The 19,997-nt window shown below is 40.9% G+C and carries 17 protein-coding genes; all 17 read right to left on the reverse strand.

Going from position 1 to position 19,997, the window contains the following annotated elements:
• Positions 1-543, reverse strand: a 543-nt coding sequence (locus WYK_RS02805; protein WP_040373069.1) for a nicotinate phosphoribosyltransferase, incomplete at its 3' end; no start/stop codon positions are given.
• Positions 544-786: 243 nt separating this feature from the next.
• Positions 787-2,313: an acyl-CoA carboxylase subunit beta gene (locus WYK_RS02810; protein WP_040373070.1), complete on the reverse strand. Its 1,527-nt coding sequence runs from the start codon at positions 2,311-2,313 to the stop codon at positions 787-789.
• Between the two features lie 18 nt (positions 2,314-2,331).
• Positions 2,332-3,108, reverse strand: coding sequence for an enoyl-CoA hydratase-related protein (locus WYK_RS02815; RefSeq protein ID WP_040373071.1), 777 nt, complete (start codon positions 3,106-3,108; stop codon positions 2,332-2,334).
• Positions 3,109-3,129: 21 nt separating this feature from the next.
• Positions 3,130-4,038: a hydroxymethylglutaryl-CoA lyase gene (locus WYK_RS02820; RefSeq protein WP_040373072.1), complete on the reverse strand. Its 909-nt coding sequence runs from the start codon at positions 4,036-4,038 to the stop codon at positions 3,130-3,132.
• Positions 4,039-4,050: 12 nt separating this feature from the next.
• Entirely contained in the window at positions 4,051-4,263 is a 213-nt protein-coding gene (locus WYK_RS02825) for an acetyl-CoA carboxylase biotin carboxyl carrier protein subunit (protein ID WP_040373074.1), read from the reverse strand.
• Between the two features lie 22 nt (positions 4,264-4,285).
• Positions 4,286-5,626: an acetyl-CoA carboxylase biotin carboxylase subunit gene (locus tag WYK_RS02830; protein ID WP_040373076.1), complete on the reverse strand. Its 1,341-nt coding sequence runs from the start codon at positions 5,624-5,626 to the stop codon at positions 4,286-4,288.
• A 12-nt stretch (positions 5,627-5,638) separates the two neighbouring features.
• The gene (locus WYK_RS02835) at positions 5,639-7,282 is read right to left on the reverse strand and encodes an AMP-binding protein (protein ID WP_040373077.1); all 1,644 of its coding nucleotides are present in this window, start codon (positions 7,280-7,282) and stop codon (positions 5,639-5,641) included.
• Positions 7,283-7,315: 33 nt separating this feature from the next.
• Positions 7,316-8,458 (reverse strand): acyl-CoA dehydrogenase family protein, encoded by a 1,143-nt coding sequence (locus WYK_RS02840; RefSeq protein WP_040373078.1) that lies wholly within the window; start codon positions 8,456-8,458, stop codon positions 7,316-7,318.
• Positions 8,459-8,508: 50 nt separating this feature from the next.
• Positions 8,509-9,129 carry a TetR/AcrR family transcriptional regulator gene (locus WYK_RS02845; RefSeq protein WP_040373080.1) on the reverse strand — a complete coding sequence of 207 codons (621 nt, stop codon included), beginning with the start codon at positions 9,127-9,129 and terminating at the stop codon, positions 8,509-8,511.
• 165 nt (positions 9,130-9,294) lie between these two features.
• On the reverse strand, positions 9,295-9,747 hold the full coding sequence (locus WYK_RS02850) for a staygreen family protein (RefSeq protein WP_040373082.1): 453 nt from the start codon (positions 9,745-9,747) through the stop codon (positions 9,295-9,297).
• A 64-nt stretch (positions 9,748-9,811) separates the two neighbouring features.
• The gene (locus WYK_RS02855) at positions 9,812-10,588 is read right to left on the reverse strand and encodes a hypothetical protein (protein ID WP_040373083.1); all 777 of its coding nucleotides are present in this window, start codon (positions 10,586-10,588) and stop codon (positions 9,812-9,814) included.
• A gap of 17 nt (positions 10,589-10,605) precedes the next feature.
• Positions 10,606-11,655 carry a cytochrome d ubiquinol oxidase subunit II gene (locus WYK_RS02860; RefSeq protein ID WP_040373084.1) on the reverse strand — a complete coding sequence of 350 codons (1,050 nt, stop codon included), beginning with the start codon at positions 11,653-11,655 and terminating at the stop codon, positions 10,606-10,608.
• Between the two features lie 15 nt (positions 11,656-11,670).
• Positions 11,671-13,029 carry a cytochrome ubiquinol oxidase subunit I gene (locus tag WYK_RS02865; protein ID WP_040373085.1) on the reverse strand — a complete coding sequence of 453 codons (1,359 nt, stop codon included), beginning with the start codon at positions 13,027-13,029 and terminating at the stop codon, positions 11,671-11,673.
• Between the two features lie 144 nt (positions 13,030-13,173).
• A complete protein-coding gene (parC, locus tag WYK_RS02870; protein WP_040373086.1) occupies positions 13,174-15,603 on the reverse strand; it encodes a DNA topoisomerase IV subunit A in 2,430 nt (809 codons plus the stop codon).
• Positions 15,603-17,576, reverse strand: coding sequence for a DNA topoisomerase IV subunit B (gene parE, locus WYK_RS02875; RefSeq protein WP_040373088.1), 1,974 nt, complete (start codon positions 17,574-17,576; stop codon positions 15,603-15,605). The genes parC and parE overlap by 1 nt, the downstream gene beginning before the upstream one ends.
• A gap of 254 nt (positions 17,577-17,830) precedes the next feature.
• Positions 17,831-18,244 carry a CoA-binding protein gene (locus WYK_RS02880; RefSeq protein ID WP_040373089.1) on the reverse strand — a complete coding sequence of 138 codons (414 nt, stop codon included), beginning with the start codon at positions 18,242-18,244 and terminating at the stop codon, positions 17,831-17,833.
• Between the two features lie 214 nt (positions 18,245-18,458).
• The gene (locus WYK_RS02885; RefSeq protein ID WP_040373090.1) at positions 18,459-19,754 is read right to left on the reverse strand and encodes a purine/pyrimidine permease; all 1,296 of its coding nucleotides are present in this window, start codon (positions 19,752-19,754) and stop codon (positions 18,459-18,461) included.
• Between the last annotated feature and the right edge of the window lie 243 nt (positions 19,755-19,997).

Below are 19,997 nucleotides of genomic sequence, written 5' to 3' on the forward strand. Positions count from 1 at the left end.
AGCAACAAAGGCCGCACGTGCTCCCCAAATAGCTGCATCCATTTCCTGAGCGCGGCGCGATCCGAATTCCAGAGCAGATTCATCACCTATGATTTGTTTAATTCTTGATGCTTTTGTAGCTACCAGTGTTTGATAATTTATAATATTTAAAAGGGCTGTTTCGATAAGCTGTGCTTGTGCCAGTGGTGCTTCCACTCTAAGTATAGGTTCGTTGGCGAAAACCAATTCCCCTTCTTTCATACAGCGGATATTTCCGGTAAAGGTTAAATCACGAAGGAAGTTTAAAAATTCCTCTTTAATCCCTAGCTCCTTTCGTAAATACTCAATATCACTTTCTGAGAATGAAAAATTCTCAATATACTGAATAATTTTTTCGAGTCCAGCAAAAACGGCATAGCCGCTGTGAAAAGGAAGTTTTCTAAAAAACACCTCAAACACCGCATTTTTTTGGTGGATGTTATCCTCCCAATACGTTTGGGCCATGTTGATTTGATAAAAATCTGTGTGTAATCCTAAGCTGTCGTCTATGTAGTTCGTTGACATAAAAAAGTATCCTCCCAAAGAAGCTGCTACCCATTTGCGGACCGTAATTTAGCAATTATCGGTAATTCGGTATCATTTCGACTAGATTAATCTCCTCACATTGTACCTTTATTACGATTACTTGGAAACCATTTAGCTTTATTATCTTTTAATAAATATCGTATCCTTTCTTGGATGATTCTACTACGCCGGAAAAAAGTTCAAAAAAGTCCGGTTCCATGACCGGACTTTAAGAAAACCTATTCAGACTGGATTCACACCATGTTTGCGATGTGTAAACGTTAGTTCTTTGGATGCATAAGCGGCAAAACGAGTGATTAATTCTTGACGGAGGTTCTCCGGTTGAACAATTCCATCAATCACCATCTCCGACGCTAAACGGTAAATATCTATGTCCTCTTTGTATTCATTACGTTTGAGTTCAATGAACGAAGCTCGTTCTTCCGCAGGCAGCTCTTGGATTTTCTTTGCATACACAGCATTGACAGCCGCCTCTGGTCCCATAACCGCAATGGATGCAGTTGGCAGTGCAAGGCAGCAATCCGGTTCAAATGCTGGCCCCGCCATGGCATAAAGCCCGGCACCATATGCTTTTCGAACAACTACCGATATCTTTGGCACAGTTGCTTCACTAACCGCTGATATCATTTTTGCCCCATGACGGATAATTCCAGCTTGTTCAACTTTTGTCCCAATCATAAAACCAGGAATGTCAGCTAAAAACAGCAATGGAATATGGAAGGCATCACAAAGTTGAATGAATTTAGCCGCCTTGTCGGCAGAATCATGGAAAAGTGTTCCCCCTTTTACCCGAGGCTGATTGGCAATAATTCCAATGGATTGCCCGTTCAACCGTGCCAAACCTGTAATCAGCTCGGCTGCAAACAATTCTTTAATTTCACAGAAGCTGCCTTCATCGATTAAACAAGCTAGGAGATCTTTCATATTAAATGCCGCATTTTGATTAGCAGGGATCAAACCAGCAATCGATGACTCCGGCTTTTCAGGCTGACGTGGTTCCTTACTATTCGGCTTTTGCTGATAATTGGCAGGAAAATAGGATATATAGCGACGGGCAAAACTAATCGCTTCTTCTTCCGTTTTAGCGAGGACATCGCCGCATCCAGAAACCGAACAATGCATCTTAGCCCCGCCCATCTCTTCTTCACTGACTTTTTCACCAATGACCATTTCGGCCATACGAGGTGAGCCAAGATACATGGAGGCATTGCCTTCTACCATGACAACAATGTCACAAAACGCCGGTATGTACGCACCGCCAGCAGCTGATGGACCAAATAACAAGCAAATTTGCGGGACTTGTCCAGATAATTTTACTTGATTATAAAAAATACGCCCTGCTCCTCGTCGTCCTGGGAACATTTCCACTTGGTCGGTGATTCGAGCACCTGCAGAGTCAACCAAGTAAAGCAATGGAATTTGAAGTTTTTCGGCCGTTTCCTGGATACGGATGATTTTTTCTACGGTCTTAGCTCCCCAAGAACCCGCTTTTACTGTTGAATCATTGGCCATCACACAAACTCTTTGTCCGTTAATCGTTCCCACACCTGTAACGACACCGTCAGCTGGCAAACCATTGCTTAAACAATTAGCAAAGAAAGCATCCTCGAAATCTAATCCCTCATCAAACAATAACTGCAGCCTGTCTCTAACAAATAATTTTCCTTTTTCAGCATTACTTTGATGATATTTTTCCGCTCCGCCTTTTTTTATTTTTTCAACGGTCGTCTTCATTTCACTAATGGCCATGATGCACTCCTCCTCGATTTATCTGCCCTCAAAAACCGGCTTTCGCTTTTCGCTGAATGCTCGTAATCCTTCTGTACGATCATAGCTTGCAATCGTCTGTTCATAGGATGCTGCTTCAATTAGTAATCCTGATGCGATATCACTTTGCAGCCCACTGTTTACGGCTTGTTTTGCTGCTTTCAAAGCAAGTGGTGCATTTTGGGCAATTTCTTTCGCCAGATTCAAGGTGATTTGTTGAAGTTGGTCAGATGGCACTACTTTATTAAGGATACCTAGTGTCAAAGCCTCCTTAGCAGTAATTTTTCTTGCTGTAAAGATTAGTTCCTTTGCTGCTGCAGCACCCGCAATTCTAGGTAATCTTTGCGTACCTCCGCCCCCAGGGATAATCCCAAGCGACGTTTCTGTTAACCCCAGTTTACAGTCCTCTCCTGCCAAACGGATATCACAGGCAAGAGCAAGTTCCAATCCTCCGCCAAAAGCTGCACCATTCATTGCAGCAATCACCGGCATTGGAAATTGTTCAATGGCTGTCATCGTTTTACTAATTAGAGAGACCGTTTGTTTTACTTCTATTTCATTCATTTCTGCACGTTCTTTTAAGTCAGCTCCAGCACAGAAAACCCGTTCACCAGCGCCAGTGATGATTAGACAGCGCAGTTGATGATTATCGATCTCTTCCAACGTTTCATTTAGTCTATTTAGCATAGTAAGCGATAAGGCATTAGCTGCTTCTGGACGATTCAATGTCAATAGTCCGACGTTCTCGACAATTTCAAACTCAATTATATTGGACACCCTTTCACCTCCCATATTGGCTTAGTTTTCATTGATTTGTGCAGTATAGGCAGCAAGCATGTGGCTAGGTAGATTTTTTTGTAGTTTATCCCTCATAAATACACCGGCTTGCAATAATTTTTGGATATCGATTCCTGTGTTAATATTCATTTGATTCAGCATTTGAACCAGGTCTTCAGTTGCAGCATTTCCACTTGCTCCCGGTGCATAAGGACAACCTCCAAGGCCTCCAAGTGCTGCATCAAAGGTCTCAATACCATAATCAAGAGCAGCAAGAACATTGGCGAGGGCCATTCCTCGCGTATCATGAAAGTGCAGAGCAAGATCTGTGGATTTGTAACGTTTAAGAGCCAATTCCAGAAAGTCTTCTATTTGATTCGGTGAGGCTGCACCAATCGTGTCTCCAAGCGATACTTCACGAACGCCCATTTCAAGCAGTTTGTCACAGATTCGAAAAACCTGTTCAACCGGAACTTCCCCTTCATACGGACAACCAAAAGCAGTAGATATATAACCGCGGGCCGTTTTACCGCCTTGAATGGCACCTTGAACAACCTCTTCTAAGATTGGAAACGTGTCGATGATCGATTTATTAATATTTGCTTGATTATGCGATTCACTTGCCGACATGAACACGGAAACCTCATCAATATTTGCTTCTAATGCAGTATCTAGCCCTTTCATATTGGGGACCAGTGCTGCATACGTAATCCCTTGATACCGTTTGATGGCTTTTGCCACTTCACGTGCATCACTCAGTTGTGGAATCCATTTAGGATGAACAAACGATGTAATTTCAATATAAGTTAATCCCGTATTAGACAAGCGGTCAATCCACTCAATTTTATCTGCCGTTTCAATGATTTCATCTTCATTTTGCAGCCCATCACGGGGACCGACTTCTTTTATCTGTATTTTTTGTTTTCTCATTGCATCTCCTCCTTATTCAATAATGACCAATACGTCACCCTCGTTAACGAAGTCACCTTCTTTAACTTTTAGTTCTGTTACCACTCCATTTCCCACTGCTGAAATAGGTATTTCCATCTTCATTGATTCAAGAATGACAACATCTTGGGCTTCGACAACCTCAGCACCAACCGATACATTGATTTTCCATACACTACCTGCCATACTTGCTTTTATTTCTTCCATCCTTACGCCTCCTATTTGCTGTTCAATTTTTTAAATGTTTATCGATAAAATCTGTTGTCGTATCTCCCTCACGAAAAGCGGGGTGCTTACTAATGTCTAGAAGCAGCGGAATATTAGTCTTAATCCCATTTATCTGATACCCTTCCAGTGCAGAACTCAGGTTATCAATCGCTTCATTTCGTGTATCGCCTTTAACAATCATCTTGGCAATCATTGGATCATAGAAAGGTGACACGATAGATGCTCCATGAACACCAAGTTCATGACGAATATACTCATTTTCAGGCAGAATCAAAGAGGTAATGGTCCCGGGCGATGGGAAAAAAGTGACCGGATCTTCTGCATATATTCGAACTTCTATGGCATGTCCCTCTCGTTTAATATCAGCTTGTGTAAGCGCTAGCTTTTCACCCGAAGCAACTCTGATTTGTAGTTCAACCAAATCAAGACCAGTAATTTCCTCCGTAATGGGGTGCTCTACTTGAAGCCTTGTATTCATTTCTAAAAAATAAAATTGTTGTTGTTCGTCTACTAGAAATTCAATCGTTCCCGCGTTTTGATAACCGATTTCTTTTATGGCACGAACAGCAGACTGACCCATGTTGATTCTCGTATCTTCATCAAGAAAAGGAGACGGCGCTTCCTCAACGACTTTCTGATTACGTCTTTGGATGGAACACTCGCGTTCCCATAAATAAACAGCCTCTCCAAATTGGTCAGCAAGGACTTGAATTTCAATATGCCTTGGTTTTTCAATTAATTTTTCTATGAACATATCCCCATTGCCAAAAAACATTTCAGCACGTTTCTGGTTCCCAGAAAAAGCAGCAATCAGGTCTTCCTCATTCCAGACAGCCTGCATACCGATACCTCCCCCGCCCGCTGCAGCCTTTAGCATAACAGGATACCCGATTTCAGCTGCTGACTTACTAGCATCCTCGAGATTAATCAGGGGACGGGACAAGCCTTTCACAAGCGGCAAACCAGCCGCCTCCATCAGTTTTCTCGCTTCAACCTTGTTTCCCATTTTTTCAATTATATCCGGGTTTGGTCCGATAAAAGTAAGACCCGCCCGAGAACAGCTTCTTGCAAAATCCGCATTTTCACTCAAAAATCCATACCCGGGATGAATACTGTCACAATTTGCTTTTTTGGCAATTTCTAAAATTTTTTCTACATGTAAATAACTCTCATTTACTTTTGGTCCGCCGAGCAAGTATGCTTCATCAGCCATCGAAACATATGGGGCGTTTTGATCTGCTTCTGAATAAACAGCCACACAGGGGATGTTCATTTTTTTACATGTGCGAATAATTCGAGCAGCAATTTCACCCCGATTTGCAATCAATAGTTTAGTTACCATTACATTTCCTCCTTATCTAGATGTCCGGAGTAAGTCTAGCGACTGTTCTCTTAATTTATATTTTTGGATTTTCCCAGATGCTGTCATCGGATAATCCTTGGTAAATTGGAAGTACCGTGGAATTTTATGGCGGGAGATTTTCCCTTTACAATATTCACGAATATCCTGTTCCGTTAACTGCGCACCAGGTTTAGGAATAATCCAAGCCATGACCTCTTCACCGTATTTTTCATCTGGCACACCAATTACCTGGACATCATTAACTTCCCGGTGCTGGTATAGAAATTCTTCTATTTCTCTTGGATAAATATTCTCTCCGGCTCGTATGATTAAATCCTTCAGGCGTCCGGTGATTTTGCAGTAACCATTTTCGTCCATCACGGCGAGATCACCTGTATGCAGCCATCCTCCCGTATCGATGGCCTCCCTCGTTGCTTCGGGATTTTTATAATATCCCTTCATGACATGATACCCTTGGGTACAAAGTTCTCCTTGGCTCCCAAAGGGAACTTCTTCCCCTGTACCCGGGTTAACGATTTTCACTTCTACATTTGGCAAGGCTCGCCCAACAGAGGACACCCTAAGTTCAATAGGATCATTTGTCCGTGTCATCGTAATGCCAGGGGAAGACTCCGTTTGGCCATAGGTAATCGTAATTTCAGAGATTCCCATTTTCTCTACAACGTTTTTCATCACTTCAATCGGGCAATTGGAACCAGCCATGATTCCTGTCCGCAAGCTTGTTAGATCATACTGGGGGAAATCCTCCACATTTAGTTCAGCGATGAACATGGTCGGCACACCGTGGAGAGCGGTGCATTTTTCTTGTTCTACCGTGCGCAATACCTTTCTCGGGTTAAACTCTTCTAACGGAATCATTGCAGCTCCGACTGACACACAAGCCATGTTTGCCAATACACACCCAAAGCAATGGAAAAAAGGAACTGGAATACAAAGCCGGTCATTGTGTGATAGCTTCATACAGGCAGCAACATTTACACCGTTATTAACCAAATTGGAATGAGTCAGCATGACCCCTTTAGGAAAACCAGTTGTTCCAGATGTATATTGCATGTTAATTACATCATGATGATGTAACTGTTGCATCCGGAAATCTAGTTGTTCATCTGTTACTTGATCCTTAGCTGCAAGCAATTCCTTCCAAGAAAACGTACCAGGATATGTTGAATCTCCAAGGACAATGACATTTCTTAAATGCGGCAGCCTGCTAGATTTCAACTGCCCTGGAACGGCATCGGCTAATTCCGGTACGATTTCATATAACGTATCAATAAAGGAATGGTCCTTAAATTGATCCATTAAGATGATGGTTGAAGCATCTGATTGACTGAGGAGATACTCAAGCTCATTGGTCCGGTAACTGGTATTGACTGTGACAAGTACCGCTCCCATTTTTGCAGTGGCAAATTGGCTGATCAGCCACTCCGGCTTATTGGATGCCCATATCGCCACATGCTCTCCCTTATCGATCCCGAGTGACATGAATCCTTTAGCAGCTTCACGACAGAGTTGCTCAAATTCTTTATACGTATAGCGCAAATTCAACTCCGAGTAAACAACTGCTTCTCTTTCTCCATAGATTGTTGCTGTTGTTTCGAGCAGCTTTCCGACAGTACTATTCACTAATTCCGTCATAAAAACCTCCCCTATAAAAGTAGTCTTTTACGTTTAACAGCCTAGCTGTCTAGCAATGACTAATCTCTGAATCTCAGAAGTTCCTTCACCAATCTCAAGAAGCTTTGCATCTCTTAGAAAACGCTCCACTTCATACTCACGCATATAACCTGAGCCTCCATGAATTTGAATGGCTTGGTTACTAGCCCTAAAAGCCATTTCCGATGCAAAAAGCTTGGCATATGCACTTTCCTTTGTGAACGGTTTTTTATGATCCTTCAACCAAGCCGCTTTGTATACCATATTTCTTGCCAATTCGATTTCCATTGCCATATCAGCAAGCTTAAATTGAATCGCTTGGAATTTAGAAATTGATTGCCCGAATTGGACACGTTCTTTTGCAAAAGCCAACGATCTTTCAAAAGCTGCCTGAGCAATGCCCACAGCAAGTGCTGCGATCGATATCCTTCCGCCGTCCAGTGTGTATAAAAATTGTTTAAATCCTGCTTCTGCATCACCAAGAAGATTTTCTTTCGGCACTCTGACGTGATCCAAAATGATTTCACATGTATTAGAGGCCCTGACCCCCATCTTGTCGTAATTACTGGAGACTGAAAGTCCTTTTGAGTCAGTCGGGACAATGAAAGCCGAAATAATATTTTTACCGCGGCTGTCTTTCCCTGTTACGGCTGTAACGGTAATTGTCCTTGAATAGCCAGCATTCGTAATCCAGCACTTTTCGCCAGTAATGACGTATTCATCTCCTTCAAGAACAGCCCGCGTTCGAGTTCCCCCTGCATCAGATCCAGCATTCGGTTCGGTTAGTCCAAATGCCGCCAACGTTTCTCCTTTTGCCAGCGGAACGAGATATGTTTGCTTTTGCTCTTCAGTACCAAAATAATAGATAGGACTTGAGCCAAGTGAAACCGCTGCGGCATAACTTAACCCTGTGCCGCCGCAAGCTTTGCCAATTTCCTCTACTGCAATCGCATAGGAAATGGTATCTCCTCCTGAACCGCCATATGTTTCAGGAAATGGAATTCCTAGCAGCCCTAATTGCCCCATTTTCTTAAAAACTTCTTCAGGAAATTTAGATTCACGGTCCAGTTCAATCGCAATCGGCTTAATCTCTTTCTCTGCGAACCCTCGAGTCATTTCTTTAATCATCAGCTGTTCCTTTGTTAATTCGAAATTCATAGTGAACCTCCATCTTTTTATTAAGACCGACTAGTTGGTCGGTCAAGTCTTTATGTAAGCGCTTTATTATTTAAAAAATATCTTGCATAGCGGGAATCTTGTTTAGCTTCTGTTGTTAGGAGTCCATGAAGAATTAAGTCGACATAAATCTCAGCAATTTCTTCAATTGATTTTTCGCCTTCCCGTTTGTACCATTTATACGACCAATTTACCATTCCCAAGATAGACATCCCGGTAATCGTACGGTCAAGTTCAGGACGAAACTCTCCGGCCGCAACACCCTCTTCAAGTAAATTAAATAAGAGCGTTTTATACTTTTCTCTTTTTTCCTTAATTGCACTTGCATATAACGGTTTTAGATAACCACTTTCTTGATAAAATACTGATATATGAGGTTTATAGAGGTCAAACACTTTGACAAATGAAGTAATCATTTTCTGCATTTTTTCTGTGGGGTGAGTACTAGTTGAGATGGCTTCCATTGCCTTATTTAAAACGTAGGAAATAAAATAATCATGAATCACAAAAAGCAATTCATCCTTGGAATGAAAATGGTGGTAAAATCCACCTTTGCTTGTACCGCTTTCTTGGACAATTTGATTGACAGAGACGCCATGAAAACCATGTTTTTCGAAAAGCTGTAAAGAGGTATCGATAATCCGATTTTTCAGATCCGTATGAACCCAGCTCCTTTCCTGTCAAAAATAAACCGCTTACATTACTTTTATTGGAAATACAAGTTGATTTTATCTAATTATAAATATGTTGTCAATTCTGAATCTTTCAAACCATATAAATAGCACTCTATACCTGCTTAATTAGAGTGCTATTAGTGGCTATAAATATTGCCTAGGGGTACCATAGTCAAGGGTTTGATTATATTCAGGATAGATAGAGGTAAATTCTGCAGAAATCGGGCTATTCAAGAGCCACGGGTAGTATCCTAAAAATGGCGTGTCTGCATGCATAATAGCTTGAAGGGCAAGCGGAAGCTCCCGCTGAAAAATCATATAACGGATTTTCGCATGATTTGCATCATATTCCCCATCGCTGACATGCACAGTTACCAAAAGAGTGTATTGTCCCCGATCAGGTTTCCACTCAGCCAGCACTTCATCTCTCATCGTCGGATTAATTTGATATTGGTCATAATGACGCCCTATTGCCACATTAATGATTCCACTTTGATCATCGTGAGTAACTGTGTATTTCCTCCCCTCTGCCGGATGAGAAAAGGTTACAGGCGGCATATAGGTAATCACTAACTTTTCCAAATCTAATATCGACATGGCAAGTACCTCTCCTCTATAATCTGCTTACTTGCCATATTCTATGAATAGTGCCTAGTTTCTGCTACTTCTTTTTCGTTTGTACAGGTTTTATTTTAACATCTACTAATTTCCAACCATCCTTCTCATAATGCCATTTAGAAATAAGGTCAGCCAAGCTATCTTGTTGATGAATTCCGTTTATTCTTTGTCTGCCTTCCAAATTTTTTCCTCTTCCAAAGATTTGATATGTTTTTAATGAATAATAAGAATCGATCATCAGCTCCGTTTCTTCATTAAGAATTCCTTCTTGATAAAGGCCAAGCTCCTCATACTCCTTTCGATGGTCCTTTACATCAAGCACGACGGGTTTCTGGTCGTCCACCTTCAAGACAGCCTTATAGTCATTTAAATACTGAGAAGTAACTTGTACAGCAGGTGGAACTGACAAATCAAGAAGCTTATCATCTTTAAATGTAAAGGCATAAGCTTCTATTGGAATGGTGTCAGTCTCCTCATGGTTGACAGCTGGAACCGTAACGAGAACATCCTTCAATCCATCATGATTAAGATCCGCAAAGGATACGGCTGGGGAGAAGCCGCTGCTGAGATGAACCTCTCTGAGTACGCCTTTACTTGTAACCATTAAAATAATCTCTTTGTAAAAATCACTACCATTTTCATATTGAATTCCTTTTATGATAATGGCATCTTTCTTTTTATCCCCGGTAAGCTCTTTTTTTTCATGAAAAAGGATCTTCTCATCTTGACTGCTTTTCCCCTGAGCAGCTACTGCTTGGCAGGCAAACAGAACAGCTACAACAAAAACCAAGTATTTGAAAACCTCTGCTTTTTTGCTCATTAACCCCCACCTACTCCCTATTTTTTACTTTCCTGCTTTTGTTGCGATAAATATCGCTTATCCTTCATAAATAGACGCCAAAACAAGTAAAAGCCTGGAAGCAAGATGGCGCTGCAAATAATAATTACGATAAATACCGCTCGGAATGTTGCTGGATCTGTAAAGCTATTCTCCAGCGTGACAATTGGATAAACAATATACGGCAGATGTGCCCTTCCATATGCAAAGCTCGCAATAAAATATTGAATAACAATCGCAATAACCGCTAGCCTAGGCATTCCTTTAACATCTCTTTTAGAGAAATACGGCAGATAAAGTCCTATTCCACCTATGACAAAAAACAGGACCGATAGCAGCAGCATCGAGGAATGTTCCATCATATTTTCAAACAACCACGGAGCCTCACTTTTCATGGTCCACATGACCAAAATGGCAAACACCAACGATATGGGACCTGTAATCATAGCGTTTTTTCGATAAATTTTAAAAGCCTCTACCTCATTCGATTCTTTTGAGTAATCGGAAAGAAGCAGTGCAGATAGAAATAATGTACTGAATACACCAAAACCGACAAAGGCATATTCGTGGGGACTTGTAAACAGAGCAGACAGGTTCAATACTTCCTTTCCCTTCTCTCCCTCTACATAATTTCCATGAGAGATTGGTAAAACGCTTATTAAGAGCGCAGGAATGATGATACCTGTTATCCCAGAAATATAGGTCAGAACTTTGCTGTATTTCGTTGCAATATGTGAAAAGACTAAAAATGCGCTTCGAATGGCGAGCAGCAAAAGAATAAGACTTCCCGGAATTAATAAAACCGTTCCCAGCGTATAAGCCGCACCTGGAAACAGTGCGTATAAACTAATAACAAGTAGAACAATAAACGTATTCGTAACTTCCCAGGTAGGCGAAAGATAACGATTCGCAACATTCGTTACCTTTGTTTTCTCTTTATTAAAGTAGAGAAATGACCAAAACCCCGCTCCGAAGTCCATCGTTCCCAAAATTGAGTAGAAAAACACAAATAGCCAGAGCGTGGTAATGGCTAGAATAGTATCAGTCATGTTAGTTCCCCCTTTTTATGAGTTTGATCCATATAATGGGAGACCTTTTTGCTCAGCTCGATAGATATCATCCTGTACAGTATTTCGTTTGAAATAATAAAGCAGGACGGATACGACGGCTATGCCAAGAATCGCATAGACAACGGCAAACGATGCAAATAAGGGTCCAAGATTGGTCGATGTGGTAGCAGAATCTGCTGTAGATAGAATACGGTATATGGTCCAAGGCTGACGTCCCGTACAGGCAAATATCCAGCCCGATTCAATAGCCATCATTGCCAATGGACCTGATAAAACAACAATCACCAGAAGCCACTTAGGAAGTTCTCGTTTTCTGCGGAAGTTCCAAAGATAGATAAACAGCGCAAGAACGATAAGCATACCGCCCGTTATTACCATCAAATTGAACAACGTATGAACGAATAACGGCGGCCACTCTTCCTCTGGAAAATCATTTAAGCCAATCACTTCGGTATCAAAACTGTTCCCTGACAAAAAGCTGAGAGCCCATGGTATCTCAATTCCATATTTGACTTCCTGCGTTTCGCGGTCAGTAAACCCAAGTAGAGACAAAGGTGCATGGTCCTGCGTTTCAAAGAGTCCTTCAGCAGCCGCGAGCTTTTCCGGCTGATATTCATGGAGTTTTTGCGTTACTACATGTCCATTAAGTGCAGTAAATAAAGCAAAAATACCTCCAGTAATGACACAAATCTTCAGCGCTTTTTTATGGAATAAGTAGTCTTTGTTTTTAGGACCGATTCTTAGCATTTTAAAGGCAGCCACTGCAGCAATAACAAAGGCACCTGTTGTATAAGCCGTCAAAACAACATGAATAGCGGTTACTATAAAACTCGGATTGAAGAAGGCCACCCATGGATGTACATCTGAAATCACGCCATTTTCCATCTTGAAGCCTGCTGGTGTCCCTTCAAATGAGTGAACATTTGAAATCAATACCGCTGATGCCATTGCACCAAAGGCAACTAACACCAAGCTGAGTGTACGTGCCCATGGAGGGAGCCTTTCCGCTGCATAGACATAAATCGACATAAATAAGGCTTCCAAAAAGAAGGCATAAATTTCAATTTGAAACGGCAGCACCATTACTTTCCCAATGACCTCCATAAAACCAGGCCATAATAAGGACAACTGCGTGCCGGCAATTGTACCCGTTGGAATTCCTACGCCAAGCAAAATGGCAAAAGTCTTCGTCCAGCGTTTGGCCATGATGACATAATGATAATCCTTCGTTTTTTGATACATCAATTCTGCAATAATCATCATTAATGGTAATCCAACACCAAGGGTAGCAAAAATTATGTGAAAGCCCATCGTCGTACCAAATAATGACCTTGCTATAACCAAATCATCCACTTGTACTCATCCCTTCCCATTTAACTGTTTGTTATTATTTCCAACATTCATGAAAATATTTGAAAAGATGGGTTAAAGGAAAAATTTCATTTCACATAAAAAAAGCCCGGCCAGAATGGAATCCATTCGGCCGGGCTCGATCTATTAATTCTCTTCAACACTGACTTTCCATAATTCACAAACTTTACCGTTTTCTGTTTCATCAATAATAAATGAACCGTTTGAATATCGGTCTGCTGGACGCAGACTGCTAATGTGAATGCTTTCGACATACTGTTTATCGGTTAACAGGAATACCGAATCACTTTGAATAACAATGTCCAGCCCAATCACGCGATGCGGATGGGATTTAAGCTCACGAAGAAGCAGGACACCACGTTTCGCCCGCGAGGCTTTTTCAAATTCAGAAAGCTTCATTTTTTTCACTGCGCCTCGCTGCGTAGCAATAAAGACAGTGCCATCAGTTTGTTTATTAATGATTTTACCACCCGCAACAAAGTCATCTTCTTTAAGATTAATTCCTTTAACCCCTGCGGCACGAATACCTACTGTCGTAATTTCTTCTTCATCAAACCAGAGCGAGTAGCCAAAGTGAGTAGCCAAGAATATATCTGCTTTTCCATCGGTTAAGTGAACATCAATTAGTTCATCATCGCCCTTTAAGTTAACGGCTACAAGCGGCTTGGAATGGCGTTGAGCCTTATAACAAATTAAGTCTGTTTTTTTGACCATCCCGTTCTTCGTAATAAACAGCAAATACTGCGGCTGTTCAAAGTCTTTAATTGGGATTACCTTTAAGATTTGTTCATCACGGTCAATCGGAATGATATTGGCAATATGCTGACCTGTTTCCTTCCAGCGGACATCTGGTAGCTGATGAACGGGGCAATAAAGGAAGTTCCCTTTATTCGTAAACAACAAAAGAACATCCGTTGTATTTGCTTCAATCTTTTGAAGCATTCTATCTGTGTCCTTCATCCCAAAGTCAAGACCGCCGGATGCAGTATAGGACCGGAGTGAAGTGCGTTTCACATACCCCTGCTTAGTAACTGTCACAATTACATCTTCGCTCGCTATCAGCACTTCTAGATTGATTTTTAGTTCTTCTATTTTGTCTTCTATTTTGGATCTGCGTGTATCATTAAATCCTTTTTTAACAGATCTTAGTTCCTTTTTAATGACTTGTTGTAAAACCTTTTCGCTATCAAGAATTTTTGAGAGCTCTTCAATTTTTTGTTTAAGCTCCGCACCTTCAGCTTGCAAGGCCGTAATATCAGTATTTGTTAGCCTATATAATTGTAAAGAAACAATCGCTTCAGATTGAGGTTCACTGAAGTCGAATTTTTCCATCAAGTTATTTTTTGCATCTCGCTTATCCTTAGACGAACGGATAATAGAAATGACTTCGTCGAGAATGGACAGCGCTTTAATTAGACCATCAACAATATGCGCACGGTCATGTGCTTTTTGTAATTCATAACGTGAACGGTTACTTATGACTTCTTTTCGATGGCCAATATACGCGTCCAACAACATAGGCAGGCTCATTAAGGTTGGGTGCTTTTTATAAATAGCCACCATATTAAAGTTATAGGCAACTTGCAGATCAGAGTTTTTATATAAATAATTTAAAACACCATTCGCATTGGCATCTTTTTTAAGCTCTATGACAATTCTCAATCCGGTACGATCTGTTTCATCACGTACTTCATTCATTCCCTCAACTTTACGATCCAGTCTAAACTCATCCATCTTCTTGACTAAATTAGCTTTATTCACTTCATAAGGAATCTCAGTAATGACAATTTGCTGTTTACCGCCGCGAATGTCTTCAATTTCAGCCTTAGACCGGATGATAATTTTCCCTTTACCGGTTTCATAGGCTTTTTTAATCCCTTCTACCCCTTGGATGATCCCGCCAGTCGGGAAATCAGGTCCCTTAATGACGGTCATCAATTCATCTACACTAGCGTCCGGTTTATCAATACGCATGATTGCTGCATCAATAACCTCGCCCAATTGATGCGGAGGGATTTCAGTTGCATAACCTGCTGAAATACCCGTTGATCCATTCGCAAGCAGCGTAGGGAACATTGCAGGCAGAACCACAGGTTCTACTGAAGTATCATCAAAATTTGATACAAAATCTACTGTCCGCTTATCAATATCTCGGAGTAATTCAGAAGCGATAGCTGAAAGCCGTGCCTCTGTATACCGCATTGCTGCTGGTGGATCACCGTCAATACTACCGTTGTTTCCATGCATTTGAATTAATTCTTTTCGCAGCTTCCAGTCCTGACTCATCCGTACCATCGCTTCGTACACGGAAGAATCACCATGAGGGTGGTAATTACCAATAACATTACCCACGGTTTTGGCTGATTTTCGGTAAGCCTTCTCATGTGTATTTCCTTCTACATGCATGGCATATAAAATACGACGCTGTACTGGCTTCAAGCCATCTCTAGCATCCGGCAGCGCGCGGTCTTGAATAATGTACTTACTATAACGTCCAAAACGATCTCCGATTACCTCTTCTAGGGGCAAATCCCGATAAATCTCTTCACTGGCCATTATTTGCCCTCCTCTGCTACCGATATATTTTCATTATCTAAAATATTCGATTCTTCTTCGAGACCAAATTCAACATTTGATTCGATCCATTTACGTCTTGGTTCTACTTTATCTCCCATTAAGGTCGTAATCCTTCTTTCCGCTCTGGCAACATCTTCTAATTTTACTCGAATTAACGTTCTGGTCTCTGGATTCATCGTAGTATCCCAAAGCTGATCTGCGTTCATTTCTCCAAGACCTTTATAACGTTGGATCATATAACCTTTCCCAACTTTATCAATGGCACCCTGTAGTTCTTCATCGTTCCAAGCATATTCGAGCACCGCTTTTTTTCCGTTCCCTTTACTAACTTTATAAAGAGGAGGCAATGCGATAAAAATCTTGCCTGCTTCAAATAACGGTCTCATATACTTATAGAAGAACGTCAAGAGCAATACTTGAATATGAGCTCCATCGGTATCTGCATCAGTCATGATGACAATTTTGTCGTAGTTTGTATCTGCCACTGTAAATTCAGGTCCCACGCCAGCACCAATTGCATGAATAATCGTATTGATTTCTTCATTCTTCATGATATCCTGCAGCTTCGCCTTTTCTGTGTTCAAGACCTTTCCACGAAGCGGTAGGACTGCTTGGAAGCGTCTGTCTCTCCCTTGTTTAGCTGAACCTCCAGCAGAGTCTCCTTCAACAAGGTAAAGTTCATTTTTGTCAGGATTTTTCGATTGTGCTGGTGTTAATTTACCAGACAGCATGGTATCTGATTTCTTCCGTTTTTTCCCGCTTCTAGCGTCTTCCCGTGCTTTTCTTGCTGCTTCACGAGCCTGAAAAGCCTTAACAGATTTTTTAACCAGGAGTGTGCTCGTATTCGGGTCTTCCTCGAAGAAATAGGCCAAATGCTCGGACACAATGGAATCGACTGCTGATCGTGCTTCACTTGAGCCCAGTTTGCTTTTGGTTTGTCCTTCAAATTGCAGCAGTTCTTCCGGAATTCGAACAGAGATAATTGCTGAGAGTCCCTCACGGATATCCGTACCTTCTAGATTCTTGTCTTTTTCTTTTAACATACCGCTTTTTCTCGCATAGTCATTGAAGGCACGAGTTAGAGCTGTTTTAGCACCAATCTCATGCGTTCCACCGTCTTTTGTCCGTACATTATTGACAAAGCTTAAAATATTTTCTGAATACCCGTCATTAAATTGAAACGCAAATTCTAATTCAATGCCATTCTGTTCGCCCTCTAAACTAACGATACTATGAAGGGTATCTTTTTCTTCATTCAAATACTCAACAAATGCTTCAATTCCGTTTTCATAATAAAAAACATCTTGTTTATCATGGCGTTCATCGATTAATTCAATTTTAAAACCTTTTAGCAAAAACGCAGATTCACGTAATCGTTCAGATAAGGTGTCATAGTTATAACTCGTCACAGAAAAGATAGTCGGATCCGGCTTGAAATGAATCATTGTTCCAGATTGATTCGTTTTTCCGACCTTCTCAAGTGTGGTTTCCGGCTTTCCTCCGTTAATAAAACGTTGTTCATAAACAAAACCATCACGTTTAATTTTCACAACCAGCCATTCAGAAAGAGCATTAACAACAGAAGCCCCTACTCCATGCAGTCCCCCGCTTGTTTTATATCCGCCTTGACCAAATTTACCGCCAGCATGAAGAATCGTAAGGATTACTTCAGGTGTCGGCTTGCCAAGTTTATGCATCCCTGTTGGCATGCCGCGTCCTTTGTCCGTGACACTAATGCTGTTATCTTTATGTATTTTTACGATAATTTGATCTCCGTGTCCCGCAAGCGCTTCATCCACGGCATTATCGACAATTTCATATACTAAATGGTGGAGTCCTCTCGCATCTGTGCTTCCAATATACATACCCGGGCGCTTTCTTACAGCCTCGAGACCTTCTAATACCTGTATGGCATCTTCATCGTACGCAAACTCTTTACTATTTTTCGCCACAGAAATTCCCCTTTCATATCTTCCGCAATTTCCGGGCCAAATCATCTGTGTGAATTGACTGAAAATCATGTGTCTAGTGAATTGCAGATTATCTCTGCTATCATTTATTTCTCTTTTATATCATAAGTATAATGAATTTTGAAGAAAAGAACAAACGTTCCTTTTTTCGAAACTTGTTATTAAGATATGTAACTTTAGCTATCGACCATTTATTAGGCGAAAAAAAGGAGCGGCGGCCCGCTCCTTCTCAAGTCTTACTTCGTAAGGGCATGTTCGACTTTAATACAACGATCCATGATAACTGTATAACCTTTGTCCTTCAAGTATTCATACGCTTCCTCATTAACCACACCGAGCTGTGCCCAAAAGATATCTGCGTCAATCTCAGCAAACTCTCTGGCGATCTCAGGAAGGAATTCCGATCGTCTGAATACATTAACAATATCAATATGTCCTTCAATTTCTTTAAGCGATGAAACGGCCTTTACCCCTAGTACTTCATCCACGCTTGGGTTTACTGGAATAATTTCATATCCGTTCTTTTGCATCGCTTCAGAGACCATGTAAGAGGTTCTATCTGGTTTATCGGACAATCCAATAACAGCAATTCGTTTGGCTTTTTTTAACATAGCTCCCATTTCAGACCGGGTTGGATTTTCAATGGTCATGCTAAACAGCTCCTTTTTCGCAAGTATTTAAAGTAGTTACAATCGAGTTTTTTTAAAGTTCATGTAAGTTTTTTAATGTAAATTTATTCTCTTAAAATCATTTTAGCTTCAGTTTCTCCTATTTAGCATAACAGAAATTGCGTCTTAAGAAATATTAATAAATTATTTTTAGTTGAAATAAATTTGTTAATTGCCTAAAACAAGAGAAAAATGATCAGCGTAAGGCACGCTTTTTAGAAATAAATAATAACCACTGATCAGTTATTATCGCTATTATCGTTCCAAATATCAGTCCATTACTTAATAATGATGTCACAATCGGAGAAATACCTTTAAACGCTTCAGATGGTACGAACATCACACCAACCCCGCATAATAAAGAGACACCGATGACACTCCGTACTCTAGCTGAATCTGCTTCTTTATCGAAATCTGAGAACGCCATTCCGATCATACTGGCAAAGACAACGAAGGTAACAGAATATCCCACTGGTACAGGTAATGATGAAAATATATTCATAATGCTGGGAAATAAGCTGAAACCAATAATTAAAACAGCACCTAAAATAAACGGCAGCCTTGAGGTAATACGGGTTGTGGCAATAAAGCCTGCTGCACCTGAAATTGGGACAGGTCCAATGGCACTGAACAATCCGCCGATCAGCTGATTGACTCCTGTAACGAAGCCGCCTTTTTTCAGGCTGACTTTATTCTGGATAATACCGAGAGATTTCATTAAATTCTCAACAACCCTTACACTAGCGATCATGTTGGTTAATAACAGCAACGTCACAAATATTGATGTCATAATCATACCAAAATCGAAATGAGGCTCGCCAAATACAAACATCTTCGGTAAAGAAATAATCGACTGATGCGAAGATGTGATTGGTCTGGCCGCACCAAAAATGGCAAATAATGCCCACCCGAATATAAGAGCGATTAAGACGCCATATTGCCTGATTGCGTCCAGTTTATGCCGTGTCACATAAAAAGTAAATAGTACCGTGACGAGACTTAAGGCTGCGATTTTTAAGTCTACTCCAGAACTATTATAGCCGACACCCAGCATCCCATTCAAAAATGATTTACTGAGCTGCATGACTAGCAGCAATATGTAGATACCGGTTACCACCGGTGTAAAAAGTTTACTAATTTTATCTATTAATCCTGCTAAGCTTAGGAGGATAAACAATACCCCGCTCATCAGCATAGCTCCCTGAAGGGCTTGAAGTGTCTCTGTTGCAGTGGCAAATAAAGTTGTACTCATTCCTGCATAGAGTGCAAATACTCCCCACCACAAACCAGCAGGACCTTCATTAATCGGCAGCTTGTGCCCTAGAGTCACTTGGAGCAGTCCTGCCACTCCGAGGACAAAAATAGTCCGCTGTACAAATTCAGCAGCATCAGCACCGCTCAAACCAAATAAATCAGCTACCGCAATAGGTGCTACAATGGATGATGCCATCACAAAAGCTACCCACTGGAAGGCTGAAACTAGATTTTTCATATTCTCATTCTCCTAATTCCTTAAAATCCTTTTCTCTATTTAATTAGCATACACTATAATTATCGGGATACGAACATGTTTTTCCACCAATTTTCTGTATTTCCTGCTTTCATTTTAAATATTTTTTTACGTTTGAAAGAGGAAATCAAACAATACTGATGGAAATTTAGAAGAGACATGATAAAATACATGTGCAGGATACCTACATATCAATCCTTCATTCGATTACCTAACAGGAAAGGG

The sequence above is a fragment of the Peribacillus psychrosaccharolyticus ATCC 23296 genome (assembly GCF_000305495.1).
Classification (GTDB): domain Bacteria; phylum Bacillota; class Bacilli; order Bacillales; family DSM-1321; genus Peribacillus; species Peribacillus psychrosaccharolyticus.

What these genes read in the sequence shown, in the direction of transcription:
- parC (WP_040373086.1), bottom strand. Translation starts at nt 15,603, where the DNA reads ATGGCCAGTGAAGAGATTTATCGGGATTTGCCCCTAGAAGAGGTAATC.
- WYK_RS02880 (WP_040373089.1), bottom strand. Translation starts at nt 18,244, where the DNA reads ATGACCATTGAAAATCCAACCCGGTCTGAAATGGGAGCTATGTTAAAA.
- WYK_RS02830 (WP_040373076.1), bottom strand. Translation starts at nt 5,626, where the DNA reads ATGGTAACTAAACTATTGATTGCAAATCGGGGTGAAATTGCTGCTCGA.
- WYK_RS02840 (WP_040373078.1), bottom strand. Translation starts at nt 8,458, where the DNA reads ATGAATTTCGAATTAACAAAGGAACAGCTGATGATTAAAGAAATGACT.
- WYK_RS02860 (WP_040373084.1), bottom strand. Translation starts at nt 11,655, where the DNA reads ATGACTGATACTATTCTAGCCATTACCACGCTCTGGCTATTTGTGTTT.
- WYK_RS02835 (WP_040373077.1), bottom strand. Translation starts at nt 7,282, where the DNA reads ATGACGGAATTAGTGAATAGTACTGTCGGAAAGCTGCTCGAAACAACA.
- WYK_RS02825 (WP_040373074.1), bottom strand. Translation starts at nt 4,263, where the DNA reads ATGGAAGAAATAAAAGCAAGTATGGCAGGTAGTGTATGGAAAATCAAT.
- WYK_RS02885 (WP_040373090.1), bottom strand. Translation starts at nt 19,754, where the DNA reads ATGAAAAATCTAGTTTCAGCCTTCCAGTGGGTAGCTTTTGTGATGGCA.
- WYK_RS02855 (WP_040373083.1), bottom strand. Translation starts at nt 10,588, where the DNA reads ATGAGCAAAAAAGCAGAGGTTTTCAAATACTTGGTTTTTGTTGTAGCT.
- WYK_RS02810 (WP_040373070.1), bottom strand. Translation starts at nt 2,313, where the DNA reads ATGGCCATTAGTGAAATGAAGACGACCGTTGAAAAAATAAAAAAAGGC.
- WYK_RS02850 (WP_040373082.1), bottom strand. Translation starts at nt 9,747, where the DNA reads ATGTCGATATTAGATTTGGAAAAGTTAGTGATTACCTATATGCCGCCT.
- WYK_RS02820 (WP_040373072.1), bottom strand. Translation starts at nt 4,038, where the DNA reads ATGAGAAAACAAAAAATACAGATAAAAGAAGTCGGTCCCCGTGATGGG.